Source organism: Capsulimonas corticalis, from assembly GCF_003574315.2.
Taxonomy (GTDB): domain Bacteria; phylum Armatimonadota; class Armatimonadia; order Armatimonadales; family Capsulimonadaceae; genus Capsulimonas; species Capsulimonas corticalis.
This window is the reverse complement of sequence record NZ_AP025739.1, coordinates 4,748,866-4,767,738: the sequence shown is the minus strand read 5'-3', so window position 1 is coordinate 4,767,738 and position 18,873 is coordinate 4,748,866. Positions and strand designations below refer to the sequence as shown.

At 55.9% G+C, this 18,873-nt stretch carries 9 protein-coding genes and 2 rRNA genes; all 11 read right to left on the bottom strand.

Features of this window, described 5'->3' with window-relative positions:
- Nucleotides 1-98: 98 nt before the first annotated feature.
- The 11 genes from D5261_RS20480 to D5261_RS20430 all read right to left on the bottom strand — a co-directional run bounded on the left by D5261_RS20480 (nt 99) and on the right by D5261_RS20430 (nt 18,872).
- Nucleotides 99-3,034, bottom strand: a 23S ribosomal RNA gene (locus D5261_RS20480).
- Nucleotides 3,035-3,508: 474 nt separating this feature from the next.
- Nucleotides 3,509-5,017: ribosomal RNA gene (locus tag D5261_RS20475) — 16S ribosomal RNA — on the bottom strand.
- The 16S and 23S rRNA genes sit together here, the layout of an rRNA operon.
- A gap of 1,096 nt (nt 5,018-6,113) precedes the next feature.
- A complete protein-coding gene (locus tag D5261_RS20470; RefSeq protein WP_119324498.1) occupies nt 6,114-6,659 on the bottom strand; it encodes a macro domain-containing protein in 546 nt (181 codons plus the stop codon).
- Nucleotides 6,660-6,706: 47 nt separating this feature from the next.
- The gene (locus tag D5261_RS20465; RefSeq protein ID WP_119324499.1) at nt 6,707-8,140 is read right to left on the bottom strand and encodes a HEAT repeat domain-containing protein; all 1,434 of its coding nucleotides are present in this window, start codon (nt 8,138-8,140) and stop codon (nt 6,707-6,709) included.
- Nucleotides 8,141-8,215: 75 nt separating this feature from the next.
- A complete protein-coding gene (locus D5261_RS20460; RefSeq protein ID WP_119324565.1) occupies nt 8,216-9,673 on the bottom strand; it encodes a SpoVR family protein in 1,458 nt (485 codons plus the stop codon).
- A 274-nt stretch (nt 9,674-9,947) separates the two neighbouring features.
- Complete coding sequence (locus tag D5261_RS20455) at nt 9,948-11,123, bottom strand: YeaH/YhbH family protein (RefSeq protein WP_119324500.1); 1,176 nt, start codon at nt 11,121-11,123, stop codon at nt 9,948-9,950.
- Nucleotides 11,124-12,284 (bottom strand): site-2 protease family protein, encoded by a 1,161-nt coding sequence (locus tag D5261_RS20450; protein ID WP_119324501.1) that lies wholly within the window; start codon nt 12,282-12,284, stop codon nt 11,124-11,126. It abuts the gene before it with no gap.
- 24 nt (nt 12,285-12,308) lie between these two features.
- Nucleotides 12,309-14,240, bottom strand: a complete 1,932-nt coding sequence (locus D5261_RS20445; protein ID WP_119324502.1) for a PrkA family serine protein kinase — start codon at nt 14,238-14,240, stop codon at nt 12,309-12,311.
- A 473-nt stretch (nt 14,241-14,713) separates the two neighbouring features.
- Nucleotides 14,714-16,663 (bottom strand): carbohydrate-binding protein, encoded by a 1,950-nt coding sequence (locus D5261_RS20440; protein WP_119324503.1) that lies wholly within the window; start codon nt 16,661-16,663, stop codon nt 14,714-14,716.
- A 194-nt stretch (nt 16,664-16,857) separates the two neighbouring features.
- Complete coding sequence (locus D5261_RS20435) at nt 16,858-17,481, bottom strand: DedA family protein (protein WP_119324504.1); 624 nt, start codon at nt 17,479-17,481, stop codon at nt 16,858-16,860.
- Nucleotides 17,478-18,872 (bottom strand): CCA tRNA nucleotidyltransferase, encoded by a 1,395-nt coding sequence (locus D5261_RS20430; protein ID WP_119324505.1) that lies wholly within the window; start codon nt 18,870-18,872, stop codon nt 17,478-17,480. The genes D5261_RS20435 and D5261_RS20430 overlap by 4 nt, the downstream gene beginning before the upstream one ends.
- Nucleotide 18,873 lies beyond the last annotated feature (1 nt).

Below are 18,873 nucleotides of genomic sequence, written 5' to 3'. Positions count from 1 at the left end.
AACTTCATATTGCGCGGTAAATTCACGTACTAATCTTTTATGATTGCATTTGTGTTTTATTTTGTAGTTTATATCTACAAAGTTTTATTGTAGTTTATTTGATCAAGCCCTCGACCGATTAGTACTGCTTAGCTGAACACCTCGCGGCGCTTACACTTGCAGCCTATCAACCCGGTAGTCTACCGGGGGTCTTACCAGCTTATGCTGTGGGAAGTCTTATCTTGAGGTGTACTTCGTACTTAGATGCTTTCAGCACTTATCACAACCAGACGTAGCTACCCAGCGTATGCTCCTGGCGGAACAACTGGTACACCAGAGGTCTGTCCATCCCGGTCCTCTCGTACTAGGGACAGCTCCCCTCAAACTTCCTGCGCCCGCAACGGATAGAGACCGAACTGTCTCACGACGTTCTGAACCCAGCTCGCGTACCGCTTTAATGGGCGAACAGCCCAACCCTTGGGACCTAATCCAGCCCCAGGATGCGACGAGCCGACATCGAGGTGCCAAACCTTGCCGTCGCTGTGAGCGCTTGGGCAAGATAAGCCTGTTATCCCCGGCGTAGCTTTTATCCGATAAGCCCTGGCGCGCCCACGCGCTACCAGAGGGTCACTAGGTCCTGCTTTCGCACCTGCTCGACCTGTTTGTCTCACAGTCAATTTCGCTTATGCCCTTATACTCTACAGCTGATTTCCAACCAGCCTGAGCGAAACTTGGAACGCCTCCGTTACATTTTGGGAGGCGACCGCCCCAGTCAAACTACCCGCCTGCTACGGTCTCTCAACCGGATCACGGTCAAGGTTAGTGCTCCAGCATAATCAGGGTGGTGTTCCATTGGCGCCCGAAGGCTCCCACCTACGCTCTACAAACTATGCCAAAACACAATAACAGGGTGTAGTAAAGCTGCACGGGGTCTTTTCGTCCTGTTGCGGGTAACCGGCATCTTCACCGGTACTACAATTTCACCGAGTCTCTCGTTGAGACAGTCGCTAAGTCGTTACACCTTTCGTGCAGGACGGAACTTACCCGTCTAGGAATTTCGCTACCTTAGGACCGTTATAGTTACGGCCGCCATTCACCAGGGCTTCAGTTCAAGGCTTTGGCTTGCGCCGAACCTCTCCCGTTAACCTTCTGGCATTGGGCAGGTGTCAGCCCCTATACCTAGGATTTCTCCTTAGCAGAGACCTGTGTTTTTGTTAAACAGTCGCTCAGCGCTTGTCACTGCGGCTCTCCTTGCGAAGAGCACCCCTTCTCCCGAAGTTACGGGGTCAATTTGCCTAGTTCCTTAACGAGAGTTATCTCGAACACCTTGGTATTCTCTACCTGCCTACCTGTGTCGGTTTACGGTACGGGCAGTATGACCATAAGTTTAGCGGCTTTTCTCGACGATCCGCCTCCCCACTTCGCTTCACCCGAAGGATCCACTCGTTCACTTCCTTCCGTTACGCTGGTAGATTTGCTTGCCAGCCAAGAGAGAAGTTTCACCCAAACAACCAACAGTTGGGCTGGAAAATAGGACCGTGTCCCCACATCACTGATCATACTGGTGCTGGAATATCAACCAGCTGTCCATCGGCTACGTCGTTCGACCTCGCCTTAGGCCCGACTAAACTTCAGAGGACGAGCCTTCCTGAAGAACCCTTGGGCTTTCGGTGGACGGGATTCTCACCCGTCTTCGCGCTACTTATGTCCGCATCCTCACTTGCATGCAGTCCACCACTGCTTACGCTATGGCTTCATCCCACATGCAACGCTCCTCTACCACTATGTTTACACATAGTCCATCGCTTCGGTGGCTGGCTTGAGCCCCCATACATTATCGGCGCAGAACGCCATTCGACCAGTAAGCTGTTACGCACTCTTTAAATGGTGGCTGCTTCTAAGCCAACATCCTGGTTGTCTATGGAATTCCACATCCTTTTACACTTAGCCAGCGCTTGGGGACCTTAGCGGATGGTCTGGGCTGTTTCCCTTTCGACAATGAAGCTTATCCCCCACTGTCTCACTGCTATGCTCTGATCTGCCGCCATTCGGAGTTTGGTAAGGTTCAGTAACCCGGTAAGGCCCCTAGCCTTTCCAGTGCTCTACCTGCGACAGAGAACGCATAACGCTGCACCTAAATGCATTTCGAGGAGAACCAGCTATCTCCGTGTTCGATTGGCATTTCACCCCTACCCACAGCTCATCCGAGCATTCTTCAACATACACCGGTTCGGTCCTCCACTCGGTCTTACCCGAGCTTCAACCTGGCCATGGGTAGATCACACGGTTTCGGGTCTAATCCCGGCAACTATGGCGCCCTATTCAGACTCGCTTTCGCTGCGCCTCCGTCTCTAAAAGACTTAAGCTAACGCTGCCGAGATTAACTCGCGGACTCATTCTGCAAAAGGCACGCAGTCACACGATTAATCGTGCTCCCACTGCTTGTAGGCGGCATGGTTTCAGGTTCTATTTCACTCCCCTCCCGGGGTTCTTTTCGCCTTTCCCTCACGGTACTAGTTCACTATCGGTGGCAAAGAGTATTTAGCCTTAGGAGGTGGTTCTCCCAGATTCCCGCAGAATTCCTCGTGCTCCGCGGTACTTGGGTGTCAAGCCAAGAAGTCCACTCCCTTTTGTCTACGGGGCTTTCACCCGCTGTGGCCGTCCTTCCCAGAACGTTCGACTAAAAAGTGGATTTTTTACTTCTTCTGAAGATCGGACGATCTCCAACGCTCGATCCCGCGACCCCCAATGCGCAACGCCGTCCGGCTATATTCACGCAGTGGGTTTAGGCTGATCCGTGTTCGCTCGCCGCTACTGACGGAATCACTGTTGTTTTCTCTTCCTTCGGGTACTTAGATGTTTCAGTTCTCCGAGTGCCCTCTACCCGCCCTATGTGTTCAGGCGGGAGTGCTATGCATCGCATAGCGGGTTTCCCCATTCGGATATCTCCGGATCATAGGATGCTTGCTCCTCCCCGAAGCGTTTCGCCGCTTGCTGCGTCCTTCATCGGCTCCTTGCCCCAAGGCATCCACCATGCGCCCTTTGTAGCTTGATCAAATAAACACAAAGTGTTCGCTAAGAGTACTATGCACAATGATAAATCAAAGTCATAGCCACTCAGCAAAATTGTACGCTATTTACCCACACACAACATGCTCTTGCACATGTCATGTGTATTCGTGATACGCAGTTTGAAAACGTATCACGCGCAATATGAAGTTGTCAAAGAACAGAAGAATGACCGATCACTTTGGATCGATCACTGTGCAGTCGCCCCATTCGATGATGGCTCACGACCGTATCGTCTTCTCTTGTGAAAGAAAAAACGATGCACATTGAAAACTAAATAGGAAATCGTGTCAACCTTTTCGTGACGAATAAGGAGTCATTCGAGAGAGATATACTAGATATCTGCTCTCTCAAGGGATAGATCGACCTGATAGAGCGCGCTTCGCTAAGCCTGCCAGTTCATTATACTTTCGTATTCTGAACGTCTTTGCTTAGACTAGCAGCAGCTCAATATCCTTAGAAAGGAGGTGATCCAGCCGCACCTTCCGATACGGCTACCTTGTTACGACTTAGTCCCCCTCGCTCCCCACACCTTAGACGACTCCTTCCTTGCGGTTAGGCCATCGGCTTCGGGTGCAGACAACTCAGGTGACTTGACGGGCAGTGTGTACAAGGCCCGGGAACGTATTCACCGCAGTTTAGCTGACCTGCGGTTACTAGCGATTCCGACTTCATGCAGGCGAGTTGCAGCCTGCAATCTGAACTGAGACTGTATTTTTGAGATTGGCTCCACCTCGCGGTCTTGCGTCCCTTTGTTAACAGCCATTGTAGCATGTGTCAAGCCCAGGATGTAAGGGCCATGCCGATTTGACGTCATCCCCACCTTCCTCCCGCTTACACGGGCAGTTCCCAAAGAGTTCCCGTCTTTCACGCTGGCAACATTGGGTGAGGGTTGCGCTCGTTGCGGGACTTAACCCAACATCTCACGACACGAGCTGACGACAACCATGCAACACCTGTCTTCTGGTCCTCTTGCGAGGAAAGCCCACTTTCATGGGATGTCCAGAGATGTCAAACCCTGGTAAGGTTCTTCGGTTAGTGACGAATTAATGCACATGCTCCACCGCTTGTGCGGGCCCCCGTCAATTCCTTTGAGTTTCAACCTTGCGGCCGTACTCCCCAGGCGGAGTGCTTATTGCGTTAGCTGCGGCACCAGGGGGGTCGATACCCCTGACACCTAGCACTCATCGTTTACGGCGTGGACTACCAGGGTATCTAATCCTGTTTGCTCCCCACGCTTTCGCGTCTCAGCGTCAGTTACAGGCCAGCGAGCTGCCTTCGCCATGGGTGTTCCGATCGATATCTACGCATTTCACCGCTACACCGACCATTCCACTCGCCTCTCCCGCACTCAAGGTCTCCAGTATGAAAGGCAGTGTCCGGGTTAAGCCCGAACCTTTCACCCCTCACTTAAAGACCCGCCTACACGCGCTTTACGCCCAGTAACTTCGGACAACGCTCGCCCCCTACGTATTACCGCGGCTGCTGGCACGTAGTTAGCCGGGGCTTATTCACCAGGTACCGTCATTTGTTTCTTCCCTGGTAAAAGGAGTTTACATCCCGAAAGATTTCATCCTCCACGCGACGTCGCTGCGTCAGGGTTGCCCCCATTGCGCAAGATTCCTAATTGCTGCCCCCCGTAGGAGTCTGGGCCGTATCTCAGTCCCAATCCGGCTGATCGTCCTCTCAGACCAGCTACCCGTCGAAGCCTTGGTAGGCCGTTACCCCACCAACTAGCTGATAGGCCGCGGGCCCATCTTGAAGTGCATAAAGCTTTGAACATTTCGTGATGCCACAAAAGTTCACATGCGGTATTAGCAACCCTTTCGGATTGTTGTCCCCCGCTTCAAGGCAGGTTGCCCACGTGTTACGCGACCGTTCGCCACTAGGTATTGCTACCCCGTTCGACTTGCATTTCTTAGGCACGTCGCAAGCGTTCGTCCTGAGCCAGGATCAAACTCTCCATGAATAATATTTAAAGACTGAAGCCGAAGCCCCAGATCCTAAAATCATGAGATGCGTTTGAGATACTATGGCCGGCTAGGTCCATAGTTCCAATAGTTTTGCTAAGTTTCCGCGAATATATGCTATAGTAAACTACACCAATATATCCATTATGCAGAAACCGCGGACTATCCCTGACCCCTTATTCGTTATTCGTTCCTCTCCAGAAGACTACAGAATTCTATAAATAGAAAGCCTTAGCCCTAGTATGAGGAGTACGCACTCAAAGGTTGTTGTTTACACGATTTCACTATTTAGTTATCAATGTGCATCGCCGCCCCAAACACTGCCCTATTCGGCACCCTGTCCAGGTTTCCAGAGTAAAGCTTGACAAATATCAAGATCAACCCCAGATTTCGAGCAATAAAAAACCACGCTATCCTGAGGATAGGCCTTGCGGTCATAGGTAAGAAAAGCGTGACTATAATTCAGATCGCTCTGAAATTCAGATTGCTCTGAAGTCAAACTCTGCTCACCCCCACTCGGTTACCCTTGCAGCGCGGAGGTTCGTTCTTGCTCTTATCGGCTCCGAAGCCTTCACTTTACTCTCGTAAAGTTCGCTCTTCGGCTGACTGACGAGGGATATTATACACTCGCTTTGCAGCGTTTGTCAACCCCTGATCAGAAATCTTTTCAAATCTTGTTTTCGAAGCTTGCGATTTTCATCCAGCAAACTCTCGATCGAAGCACTCTTCGCTTCTCGTCGCCAGCGTCTTTGGCTGAGCGGCGAGGAGTAGTATACTTGACTTTCGAAGTGTTTGTCAACCCTTCAGAAAATCTTTTTTAGCAGCCTTTTTCAGGATTGCTTCGTATACGGGAAGGAGCTTCGGGGAAGCGGTCTTCGCTTCGTCACCGTCAGCGACTTTGGCTGAGCGGCGAGGAGTAGTATACGCTTTCTCGCTTGAGTTTGTCAACCCTTGGAGAAAGTATTTTTCAGCATACTTGGGAAGGAGCTTCGGAGTAGAGCGTCTTAGCTCTGTGTCACTGGCTCTTTGGCCCGGCAACGAGAGGTAGTATACGCGAACGGCCCTTCGGAAGTCAATCCCTGGCGCAACTATTTTTCAGCTCTCTTGCAGCGGCCGCGCCAGCGCCTGTGCGAACACGTCGAACTCGGCCGGGCCGAACATTGCCAGAACGATACGCCGCAGCCGCGTTTCCGGATGGGAGAGCAGATATTCCTGAATTGTGCTGATGCAGACCTGGGCGGCCAGATCCAAAGGATAGCGATAAACGCCGGTGGAGATCGAGCAATAAGCGATGCTGGATAGTCCGAGCTTATCGGCGGCTTCCAGACATCCTCGGTAACTGCTGGTCAGCTTTTCCGATTCGCCCGACTTGCCGCCGTTCCAAACGGGGCCGGCGGTATGAAAAATATACTTCTGCGGCAGTTTGTGTGCTCCCGTCACCACGACGACGCCTGTTTTAGCGCCGTGCGGCGCGACGCGCCGCAATTCCTCCATCAGCGCCGGCCCCGCAGCCCGGTGGATACGTCCATCGATCCCGCCCCCACCCTGCATGCTCGTGTTGGCGGCGTTGACGATCGCGTCCACCTCTTGATCGGTGACGCTGCCGCGAACGACTTCCACTTCTGTCTTGTGAATCTGCATTCCTGGCAACTGCCTTTAATATGTATTTCCTGTACGGGGAGCGAACGCTACTTTCGGCTGCCGCTGCGGTCGCCAAGGCCAATATAGCGGGAGCCGCCGGGGGCGCCGGCGTTTGCCGAAGCCTGGATTCGCCGAAGGCACTCCTCCAGCTCCTTGCGGACGATCGGATGCTGGGCGCTGACAACCTCGCGGATCCGATCGATGGAATCCTCGAACACCGCAAAGACTTGAGTCGAGTCGAAGACGTGTTCGGAGATCTCCGCCAGCGCATAACCGGGCTCCAGCAGGACCTGGTTGTGACCGTCGGCGAGCGCTTCGGTCAGCGCTGGAACGGCGTCGATATAAAGCGAAGTAACTTGGGGATTGCCGCGCTCCTGCGTATTGCGCGCGATCACTGTGAGCGCGTGGGACGCGCGCTGCTGCATTCGCACATCCCAGCTATCCCGCAGCGAACACGCCAGTGTCGGAACGGAATAGGCGCCGATGCGCGCGAGGCAGGCGCCGGCCGGGTCGCTGACGGTTTCGTCCTCGTCGTCCAGCGCATTGGCCAGCGCGGCGGTGGCGCTGATTTTCAATTCCGCGGCCGCGTCCCAGTCGCGCCGCGCCGCATGATACCAGGCCGTCATCGCATACTGTCGCGGACGCCACGCCATCGCCTCCAGAGATTTCGCCGCCTGCTCGCGCACCCGGGCGTCCTTCCCCTTCATCGCTCCTTCCAGAGCGGGGATCGACGCGGCGCCCGCAGACACAGCTCCCTCCCAATCCTGGCGGGCCGCCATTCGCCAGCCTTCCATTTCCGGGGCGCCGGGCTTCCAGCTCAGACGATCCAGCACATTCGCGGACCGGCGGCGGACTTCGGGCGAGACATGTTTCAGGCCGTTTTCGAGAGCAGCAACGGCAAAACTGTAGTTGCTGCGCAGCTCCAGCGTTTGTTCGGCAATCCGCTGAACGTCCCGATCTCGATGGCCGAGCGCGTTGGTCAGCGCCCGGAACGCCTCGGCGCCGCCGATCTTCGCCAGCTGTGTCGCCGCCGCGCGGCTCACCACGATGTCTTTATGGTTTTCGGTAATGTAGGCGAGCAGCGAGACAATCTTGTCGTCGCCCCAGATCGTTCCCAGCGCGCGGACCGTCGCCTTGCACACGGACCACTCACCGCCCTGAAAACCCAGCGCTTCGCCGAAGATCGGCAGGACGGTTCGGAAGAGGACGGCGCGCGCAGGCTTATCGGAGATTGATTCGGCGATCTGAGTTAAGGCGATGATTTGCGCGCGCGCCTCACGCGACGCCCGCTCTTCAAGCGGCCGGACCCGAGCGGTCTCGACCACGCGCCCTTTGGCCTGGGCCAGCAGTTTTTGCAGGGGATAGTTTTGCAGCGCCTCCGCGAGAGCGGCGGAGCGCCCGGCGATTCGCTTGACTTCGATCGAGTGGCGAAGCTTCTGGAACGCCGATTTTTCTTGACGTGCGCTGGGTAAACCATGCATCGCGATGCTCTTTCATCCCAGCGCCGTCTCCGGCGGCGCTGGGAATCTTATGATCGCTTACATCGTATGCATAACTTATGCCACTTCCTGAGTAATCTCGCCATTGTCACCGCACTTTAAGACGATCTTTTTGTCGTCGGCGACGGATTCCAGATACACCGGACGCCCCCAAAGTCGATGGACGTTCTTCAACACACGCTCGGTGTACTCCAGGTCCAGGCGCTTGCCGTCATAAGCATGCTTCAAGTAGAGTTCGCCATGGCGCTGGTAGTCTCCGTCTTCGACCGTCAAGATCGGCTGACCGAAGTTGGTCATGGAGTCGACCATGGAGTCGCGGACGCGCCGCCAATCGGTGTCCTGCACGACCCACATCTTCTCGCCGTCCACTTCCTGAAGCTTGTAGGTGTAGAGATCGAGCTTCTTGACGAGCGAGTCCGTGAGGTAACGGCGCAGGAACGTCACGTCGTTGTCTTCCTCGCAGACGCTGAACAGCTTGGCGCGGCCCTCGCCGGTCGGGCGGGCGATGGTGCGGCCCATCCAGTCCGTTTCCTCGTCGTCGCCGACTTCCATCACGCCGTCCCAGCGCCGCTCGATGTCCTTCAGAATCTGGAAGCCGACGTAATATGGGTTGATTTGGGCGCGCGATCCCGACGGCGACAGCACCGAGGAGTGCAGACGCCGGAACTCCCAGTGCTCTTCGCTGGTAAGGTCCAGGCTCTCCAGAATCTTCTCGTGCCAGTATGACGCGAAGCCCTCGTTCATGATCTTCGTGCGCATCTGCGGCAGGAAGTAGAGCATCTCGCTGCGCACGATCTCGATGATGTCGCGCTGCCACTCTTCCAGGTCGCGCCCGTACTCCATCAGGAAGCGCATCAAATCGCGCTCGGGCTCCTCCGGGAATTTGCGCGCCCTTGGCTTCGGCCGATCCGGGCGGCCGGCAACGTTCCAGATGTCGTCGTAATCCGTATTCATCGGCTGGCCTTCGCGCAGCCGGTCGTCCTCGTGCTGCTCGGCTGACTTGCGCTTGACGAGCGGCGCCGACGGGTCGAAGTGCATCTCCACGGTCATGACGGTATCGAGAAAGTTCTCGACCTCGCGCCAGCCAAACTGCTTCTCATACTCGGCGATCCGCTCGGCGTGCACCCGCATCTGCTCGATCATCCGGCGGTTCGTGTGCTGGAAGTAGGAGTTGTGCTTGAAGAAGTGACAGTGCCCGAGCACGTGCGCAGCGACGAATTTGTGGGACAGCATGGAGTTGTCTTCGACCAAAAACGCCTGACACGGGTCGGTATTAAAAACGATCTCATAGATCTTGGACATGCCGTATTCGTACGACGTCTTTTGGCGATGGTAATCGCGCCCAAAGGTCCAGTGCGAGAAGCGCGCCGGCAGTCCATACGCGCCCAGCTCATAGATCACATGCTGCGGGACGACTTCAAAATGGGTGGGATACGGATCCAGGCCGAACTCACGCGCCTGATCCCAGATGATCTCAATCCACCGCTCCAGCTCATCACGTTCCGAGAGAGACATGCCCATGATAGTAGGTAACCCCATTCGATCAAGAGAGGATAACGACCAAGCCGCGTCCCATGGCCTCGGATGGATATCCGGTCGCGTTGTCCCCGGTTATAAAACCCGGGTCTGGGAGCGGCAGGAGCCGCTAACCGTCCGTGCCGGACGGAGGAGCATGTTGTCGATAGCTGGCATTTGCGTCCGGCACGGACGCTTAGCGCCTTGCGCTCCCAGACCCGGGTTTTATAACCGGGGCGCTCATGGACGCCAGTGATCGAATGAAATACAATGTCTACCGCGCCGCGACTTCAGGATGCCCCTTGGCGAAGAACTTCTTCAGCGCCGGCCAGACGTCTTGTTTGTCGTTGATCTTTACCAGCACCACGCGCTGGTCGTGCTCGAAGGCTTCTTCATAGGCCTGGCCGAGCGGCGCGAAGCCCATGGTGGACTGCCAGCCGTCACTGCCGATCTCGCCGTAGCCGATCAAGTTGCACATGTCGCGCATTTTTTTGACAAGCTCGACGCACTCGCTGTCGCCCCAGTTGTAGCCGTCCGAGAACAGGAACGGATAGATGTTCCACTCGCGCGGATTATAGCGCTTCTCGATAATATCGATCGCCATTTTATAGGCGCTCGACATGCGCGTGCCGCCGCTGTCGCCCAGACTGAAGAACTGGTTTTCCGTCACTTCCTTGGCTTCGGTGTGGCAAGTGATGAAGACGATCTCCGTGTTGGTGTACTTGGTCTTCAAAAATTGCAGCATCCAGAAGTAGAACGAGCGGCAGATATACGCCTCGAATTCGCCCATCGATCCCGACACGTCGCGCATCGCGAACACCACGGCGTTGCGCTGCGGCTCGGTCACGATGTCGTAGTTTTTGAACCGTTTGTCTTCGTCCCGAACTTCCCATTTGTTGGAGTTGCCCAGGCGCGAGTTGCGCCGGTAGGCTTCCAGCAGCGTGCGCTTGCGATCCAGGTTGGACGCAATGCCCTTCTTGGTGATCGTATTGAAGACGGCGGATTCGGACATGATCTGCTTGACGCCCTTTTCCTCCAGGTTCGGCAGCGCCAGATCCTCAAACACCATCTGCGCGAGTTCATCCACGCTGAACTCGGCCTCGTAGTAGTCGACGCCGGGGCTTTGTCCGGCCTTCTTGCCGGTCCCCTGCCCCTGCTCCTCGGCGGGGCCGCGCGCGATGATATCGCCCTGCTTGGTGCCGCCCGGCCCCTGCCCCACCCGTTCCCGGTCATACGGGTCAAAGCGAATATGCGGAAGCTCCAGGCCGCGTACGGGCACCTTCACGATCTTGCCGCGATCGGCCGTGATGATGTCCTCCTGCGCGATGATGTCGCCCAGGTTTTCGCGGATCACTTCTTTGATTTTGTCGTTATGTCTCTGTCGATCGCGGTCAGCGCGGCGGTGCAAATCCCAAGCGTCGGTCGATACAGAGTAAAGCGGTTCTGTCATCTAACGTTCTCCCTGTGAGCCCTGCGCCTGGGCTCGCGCGGCGACAATGCGGGTCACCGCAAAGTACTCCGATACATTTTCCGCCGTCACCATTCCCAGAAGCCGATTGCCATTGGCGGGGTCCAGGACGATCAGCGGTCCGTTCTCTAGTTCCGGCAGGCTCTCCGCAAGCGACTGTCCGGGAGCGACAATCTGAAACTGCCGCGCCATCACGCCGGCGACATAGGCGCCGGGTCCCTCCGCCGCCAGGCCCCGAAGGAGCCCATCCCGAGTCAAAACGCCCTCGACGCTGTCGCCGTGCAGAACCGGAAAATCCTGCTGCGACGTCGCGAGTAGCAAATCGGCCGCCTCCTTGAGCGTGCTGCCGACGGTGAGCGTGCGGACATCCGTCATCATCGCCTTCGCCACCGACACGCCTTCGAGCAGCGCCGCCTGACTATAAACAAACGCCTCCTGCCCCGCGCCGATATAGACGAACAGGGCGATGAACATATAGAACCAGTTCCCGGACAGAACTGCCCAGAGGCCCGCGACAATTGCGATCAGCTGTCCGATCCCGGCGGCCATCGCCGTGGCGCGCTGCGGTCCCACATTCAGCGCGAGGATCGCGCGCAGAACGCGGCCCCCATCCATCGGAAAGGCCGGGATCATATTGAACAGCACCAGCGTCACATTTGTCAGCATGACCTGCTCGATCAGCTTACGAACCGCGGCTGCGGACGAGGCGCTGGTGAGATCCGGGATGATCTTGTCCGGTCCCGGGAAGCCCAGCGCCGCCCATAACAGAGCCGCGATCACGACATTGACAGCGGGACCGGCCAGCGCGATCCAGAGCTCTTGCTTGGCGGTCGGCCGCTTTTCGATACGCGCCACACCGCCGATGGGATAGAGCGTGATATCGGCGACCGGGATGTTGTACCGGAGCGCGACGATACTATGTCCCAGTTCGTGCAGCAGGACGCAGAGAAAGACGGAGAGGACATATACGACGCGAAGACTGTCTGGACCGCCCCGGACGCCGAAGGCGATCCAGATCAGAAAGAGCAGGAACGTGAAGTGGACCCGGATGGGAATTCCGGCCACGGTCGCGATCTTAAACGCCCATGCGGGCCCCGGGGTTGGGTTTGTCCCCGGGGCGGGAGTCCGGCGTTCTTCCGCCATACGTTGCTCCTCGCAATCACGCGGCTAACGGTTCAGCAGCGTGCCGACATACTTCAGCAGTTCGTTAGCCGACTCTTCGGTGTATCCCTGATCCTTTACCAGACGATCGACGACATCGTTGATTCGGCGCAGCTGCTCCTGGTCGGGCGTCTTGGACGAAGTCGTGATCTTCACCACGTCCTTCAAATCGCTGAAGAGTTTCTTCTCCAGCGCTTCCTTCAGCCGCTCGTCGCTGCCGACGCCAAACGAGCCGCCGCGACGCGACACGGACGCCACCGAGCGCATGATGCCCTCGCGGAACTCGCGCTTGGCGTTCTCGCTCACGCCGATCTGCTCCTCGATGCTGCGCATCAGGCGCTCATCCGGATCGACATCGTCACTCGTGATCGGGTCCTTCACCTTGGTGCGGTTGCAGAAGGCGTCCACGTTGTCCAGGTAGTTCTCCAGCAGCGTCTTGGCGCTTTCTTCATAGCTGTAGACAAAAGCGCGCTGGACTTCCTTCTTCGCCAGCTCATCGTAGTCTTTGCGGGTCTCGTCGATAAAGCCAAGCAGCCGCCGATGCTCTTCTTCGCTGGTGGTGTACTCCTGAAGACCGTCGCGCAGGCCGCGCAGAACGTCGATCGGCGTCACGTACCCTTTGCCGCCCTTGACCAGCGCCGCCGAGATCCGGTTGATGACAAAGCGGGCGCTGACGCCGCTCATGCCTTCGTCCATGAACTCATCCTGCAGTTCGCGGATATGCTTCTGATCCCAGTCGCCGACCTGCTTCTCGCCGTCGTACAGCTTCAGCTTGGTCATCAGTGAAAGCCCCGATTTTTTGGAGGGCTTCAAACGAGTCAAAATGGCGAACATCGACGCCGTGCGCAGGGTATGCGGCGCGATATGAATGGCTTTGAGATTGGTGCGGGCGTCGGAGAGCTGCGATTGGCCGATTAGCTTTTCGTAGATCTTGATCTCTTCCGTCAGACGCAGATTGTAGGGGACGCGCACCACGAAGATGCGGTCGATCATCGCTTCGTTTTCTTTGTTTCCAAAGTACGAGTTGTATTCATACTCGTTCGTATGGGCAATGACGACAAGATCGGCGTAGATGAGTGCGAAGCGGCTGGCCTTGATCGTCTGCTCGCCGGCGACGGTGTTCAGCTCATACAGAAAGCGCTTCTCGGCCTTCAGCATTTCGATGAACTCCATCACGCCTCGGTTCGCGATATTGAGTTCGCCGTCAAAGTTATACGCGCGTGGATCGGATTCGAGACCGTATTCGGTCAGCGCCTGGATATTGACGGAGCCCGTCAGCTCGGCGACGTCCTGGGATTTGGGGTCGGCGGGTTTAAACGTCCCAATACCGCGCCGCTCGCGTTCCGACAGGGTGATGCGCTCGATCGGCACATCGTCGATCTTTCCGCCCCACTCATGCTTCAGGCGATAAGCGTCCACGGGATCGAGATCGCCTTCAATATGCACGCCGAACTGCTCTTTGAAGGCGGGCCGCAGCTCCTCGGGGATCAGGTGCAGCGGCTCCTCATGCATGGGCGAGCCTTTGATGGCGTAGATCGCGCCCTCGTCCGTGCGGGAGTACTTCTCCAGACCGCGCTTGATGAGCGTCACCAGCGTGGATTTGCCGCCGCCGACGGGGCCGACCAGCATCAAAATGCGCTTGCGGATGTCGAGGCGGCGCGCGGCCGGAGCGAGGTACTCCTCGACGAGATGCTGGATGGTCTTTTCCATTCCGAACAGCTCGTCCTCAAAAAACTTATAATTCTTCGGCAATCCGTCGCCGGGATCGTCCACGCCGGCGGCAATCACCATATCGTACAGACGCGCGTGCGAAAGGTCCGCGATTTTCGGATTCTTCGCCAGAACGTCCAGATAATCCGTAAATGTTCCTTCCCAATGAAGCTTGTCGGCCTGTAAGCGCTGTTCCTCTGCTTGTTTCAGAATATCCCAATTGCTCATTCTTTCCCCTTTCAAGGAAACTACTCCGTCAATGACGTTCGATCGAACTTCGCCAGCGAGTGAGAGACAATATGTCCGGGTAAAAAAAGACGCAGCCTCGGCGGGCGCGGATTTCTCCGCGTAACCACCGAGGCTGCGTCTTCTTTCGCAACTTACGACTTCGTCAAGTAAAGGGGGCGAGTTCCAGCGCTCGTCCTTACTGTTCTCCTAATCCATCCGTCAGACTAACCTCGGACACATTGTGAAGGTATATGCAGTTATACAGTAACAGACGTTCATTGTCCGCGTTGGCCCTTGAGCGCCGCGCGTTGGCGACGCTGGAGACGATGCTTTGTTCTTATACTATACACCATTTTGACCCGGAGTTCATATAATTTTTCCCGGTATCAATACGAGTTTATTACAAGCTTATTTGCTTCGCCCTGCGTATACTTCCAATACGCAAGGCGTACGCCTGTTTGTTCCAATATCTATTAGTCGTTCCAGGTTGACACACCATTCACTGGCACATGCCTCCACGAGCCTATTCCATCTATCGCGTAAGTATCCAGAATCGAGCTTGTAGGAACACCGGGAGTGGATATCGATTTTGCATAAATAAGATACTGTGTGTATTGGTTGTCCTCAACGCCTCCTCCTAATCCGATAGAAAACGACGCCGTCCATCCTGGAAACGATCCTGGACTGTAAAGGCAGTTCTCTTCGTAAAGAAATGACGTCATAGCTGACGTAATGATTGGATACCCACCATGCGGTATGGGAGATATGGGATCTGGCAAATAAGTTTGCACAGGACCATACCGATTATCATGACCAACTACGGCAATTTGACAACCAGCGCCACTTCTGACGGCCATCCGACCATGAAAGACATTGGCAGTAGCAGTCAGCTCCCAATATTCGCCACTAAAAGGGCCTATCGTTCCACGGCCGCTCGTTGGCGTCAGACTCGATACAAGCGTCCATGTTGATGAATTGATAGAAGTCGTAGCGGGTCCTCCTGGGCATATAGTAATATCAGGCGGAACGGTTGTAGTACCATTCCCAAGATCTAGTATCGTCTCTCTCCAATCAAACGATGGAACGGGTGTTGCAGTTACGGTTGCTGATTGTGGTGCTGCACTTGTTCCAAACATAGCCGCAATCGCATATGTATAGTTACGATATTGAAACACCGCACCATCGACATCTGTAAAGTTTGTTGTCACTGGCAATGACAGATATGGAGATAAGCTACCTGCGGAGCCAACCTTCCTATATAATACGTATCCAGTCGCCCCAAATATTGGCGTCCACGACAGATCTACTTTCGCGTTTCCGGCTGTAGCGGTAAGAAATGGCTTTTGTGAATCGTTTGAAACGAAGATATAATCGAAGTTCCCAGCAGAATTTGTGTTAGGACCAGTACTGTCGATCACCAATCGCAATATATGCTGCCCTATTGTCATAAATACTGATGGGCTTGGCACATCCACAGGAAACGTTTCCCCGGTTGTCTGTGGAACGTGAAGCGTGCCGGTTGCATTCACCCCATCAACCTCAATATGAAATGTACCGCCTACTACGTTTCCCGCCGAACTCGCTAATACATGAAATTTATAGCTATCAGTAGCTTGCACATATACAGTGTAATTGAGCCATTCACCCGGCTGGGTCCAGCCGACCATCCAGGTATGATTTTGCCAGAGCCAATTATCGACCCCTTCGGTTATCCGCGTGCCATCACCTGTGTCGATGTTTCCAGGAGTCGTATCGTGATACGCAAAGCCTTCCCCACCATTATCATAGTTCTCAGCCTGAATGATTCCCGGCAGACCAAATGCAGTACCACCATAAGGAGTGCTTTCCGCCGTTACTGTGATCTGATCAAAGTTGCCACAAGAATTCGGATTTGGGCCAGTGGCATTAATGTATAATCGGACGACATGTTGCCCGACAGTAAGGTTCACGGTTGGGCTTACGATGTCAACCGGATTTGTCTCAATGGTAGTGTTAGGAACTTGTAAATTACCAGTGACAGAGCTGCCATCCACTAAAATTGAAAACACGCCGCCAGCGTTATTTCCGGCGGAGCTAGCGTATGTGTGAAATCTATACGGACCTGTCTTTAAAACATTTACGGTATAGTTGAGCCATTCCCCGGGTTGCGTCCAGCCAACCATCCAGGTATGATTTTGCCAGAGCCAATTATCGACCCCTTCGGTTATCCGCGTGCCGTCGCCCGTATCAACGTTTCCAGGAGTCGTATCATGATAAGCGACACCTTCTCCACCGGTGTCGTAGTTTTCGGCTTGAATAACACCTGGAAGAGAAATAGGCGCTCCAGTATAAGGAGCGGCAAAGCTTTGCTGCGTGGCGCCGAATACAAGAGCCAAAGCGGTAACAAGCGAAGCTGTTACTGCTTTTTTGAGTGAACCAGTCATAAATATAGGTCTCCGTTTACTATCGGGTAGGCTTCATGAAGTTCAAAGCTACGGCACTGTATAGGTGTAATATTAGTGAAACGAATTCCAATATTACAATGCTAGTTTACCACATTCATACGAAATACAAAGCAAGTATGATCCGGTCGCAACAAAAAAACAGATGGCTAAATTCCATCTGTTTTTTGTTGTGTTTAATTTGTAGATGGCTTTGGAGATGGCTTCAAGTGCCGCCACAGCCACAGGCCGAATAGCGCGACGATAATCACGCCGATGAAAATGTCGGCCTTTTGCAGCCAGGTATGAACCTGATGCCAGTGCTCGCCGAGTTTGATGCCAGCGTAGGTCAGCAGGTAGCAGAAGGGAAGCGCGCCGATGAAGGTGAATAGGCAGAACTTGGGGAAGTTCATGCGGGCGATGCCGGCGGGCAGGGAGATGAAGGTGCGGACGATGGGCAGCAGACGGCTGAAGAGGGCTGTCCATTCGCCGTAGCGCTGGAAGAAGCGGTCGGCGAGGTCCATGTCGTGATGGCTGATCAGGACGTATTTGCCGTATTTCTCCAGAAACGGGCGGCCGCCGATGGCGCCGACCCAGTAGGCGACAATCGAGCCGAGCAGGTTGCCGAAGGCGCCCACGAAGGCGAGCACGTGGATGTTGAAATGGCGCGCGGGGTCGGTGACGATCAGCGAGCCGGCGAAGGGCATAATCGCTTCGCTGGGAATGGGAATACAGGCGCTTTCGAGCGCCATCAGGAGCACAACCCCAGGGTAACCGAGAGTGGCGATCAGGTGAGTCACCCAGTTGATCAGATGTATCATGACGGCTTGGTTGTTTCTCCGTATTTTTCTCGCGCCAGATCGGCGGCGCGGGAGGTATCGTCTGGGGCGAGACGCCCCTCAATCACTTCGTTGGTCAGGTAGTCTTTGATCTCGCCAAGCCACGGGCCGGGCGGGCGGGCGAACAGCTTCATAATCGCGCGGCCGTCCAGCGGCGAGGTGAGGCGGCTGATGTCCTCGCGGCTCTCGATTTCGGCGATCCGTTCGCGCAGACTGACGGCGCGGGACATGTCCTGGTGGTCGTCGGACAGCGCGGAGACGTCGGCGCGGTGGATCGCGAACAGGTCGCCGAGATTCGGGCCAAGGTCACGGATCAGGCGCCGCACGGCGGAGTCAGTCCAGTCAGCCTTGTATTCGCCGATACGCATGTGCTCGCCGACAAGACGCGTGACGGCCGAGATCTCGTCGTTGGAAAACTTGAGACGCCCCATCAGTTCGCGCGCCATCTGCGCTCCGACATCTTGATGGCCGTAGAAATGGATCCGGGCGCCCTCGTCTTCGGTGCGCGTGCGCGGCTTGCCGATATCGTGAAACAAAACGGAGAGGCGCAGGATCAAGGAAGCCTCCAGCGGCAGGCGGCCGAGGGCGTGCATCGTATGCTCCCAGACAGGATACGCATGGAATTCGTTTTGCGTTACCCCGACCATCTCCAGAAGTTCGGGCGCGAACTCGGCCAGCAGCCCGCTGGTTCGAAACAGCTCCATGCCCAGAGTCGGGCGCGACGTCATTAGCGTTTTGCAGAACTCATCGCGAATGCGCTCACGCGAGATGATGGCCAGGCGCGGCGCGGCTTCCAGAACGGCCGCCCAGGTCGCCGACTCGACGGCGTAGCCAAAGCGCGCGGCGAAGCGCACCGCGCGCATCATGCGCAGGGGATCATCGGTGAAGGTCAGACGCGGTTCGGCGGGCGTGCGGATGATACGATCGCGCAGGTCGTCGAAGGCCTTGGCCGTCGGATCGATCACCTCGCCCGTATGCAGCCGCTCCAAAAGCGTGTTGATCGTGAAGTCCCGGCGCAGCGCGTCCTCGGTGATCGTGCCGGGCTTCACGCTGTCGGGTTTGCGACTGTCGGCGGCGTAGGATTCCACGCGCGCCGTGACTAGCTCCACGTCGCGGCCCAGCACCACCACCATCGCGGTGCCAAAGCGTGGGTAGACAACGGGGAAATGCTGCGCGACGCCGCGTTCGTGAAGAAAATGGGCGAGCGCCAGGGCGTCGCCTTCGAGGACGAGATCGATATCGTCCTTGTCCGAGGACAGCCCCATGACTTTATCGCGGACGAAGCCGCCGACAAGATAAAGGCGGCCCTCGTAATCCGTCCCGCGCGTCGCATCCCGCAGCGCGTCCAGCACATGTTCGGCCGTGTCAGTCATC

Coding starts and splice junctions, on each gene's coding strand:
- D5261_RS20470 (WP_119324498.1), bottom strand. CDS start 6,659: ATGCAGATTCACAAGACAGAAGTGGAAGTCGTTCGCGGCAGCGTCACC.
- D5261_RS20465 (WP_119324499.1), bottom strand. CDS start 8,140: ATGCATGGTTTACCCAGCGCACGTCAAGAAAAATCGGCGTTCCAGAAG.
- D5261_RS20460 (WP_119324565.1), bottom strand. CDS start 9,673: ATGTCTCTCTCGGAACGTGATGAGCTGGAGCGGTGGATTGAGATCATC.
- D5261_RS20455 (WP_119324500.1), bottom strand. CDS start 11,123: ATGACAGAACCGCTTTACTCTGTATCGACCGACGCTTGGGATTTGCAC.
- D5261_RS20450 (WP_119324501.1), bottom strand. CDS start 12,284: ATGGCGGAAGAACGCCGGACTCCCGCCCCGGGGACAAACCCAACCCCG.
- D5261_RS20445 (WP_119324502.1), bottom strand. CDS start 14,240: ATGAGCAATTGGGATATTCTGAAACAAGCAGAGGAACAGCGCTTACAG.
- D5261_RS20440 (WP_119324503.1), bottom strand. CDS start 16,663: ATGACTGGTTCACTCAAAAAAGCAGTAACAGCTTCGCTTGTTACCGCT.
- D5261_RS20435 (WP_119324504.1), bottom strand. CDS start 17,481: ATGATACATCTGATCAACTGGGTGACTCACCTGATCGCCACTCTCGGT.
- D5261_RS20430 (WP_119324505.1), bottom strand. CDS start 18,872: ATGACTGACACGGCCGAACATGTGCTGGACGCGCTGCGGGATGCGACG.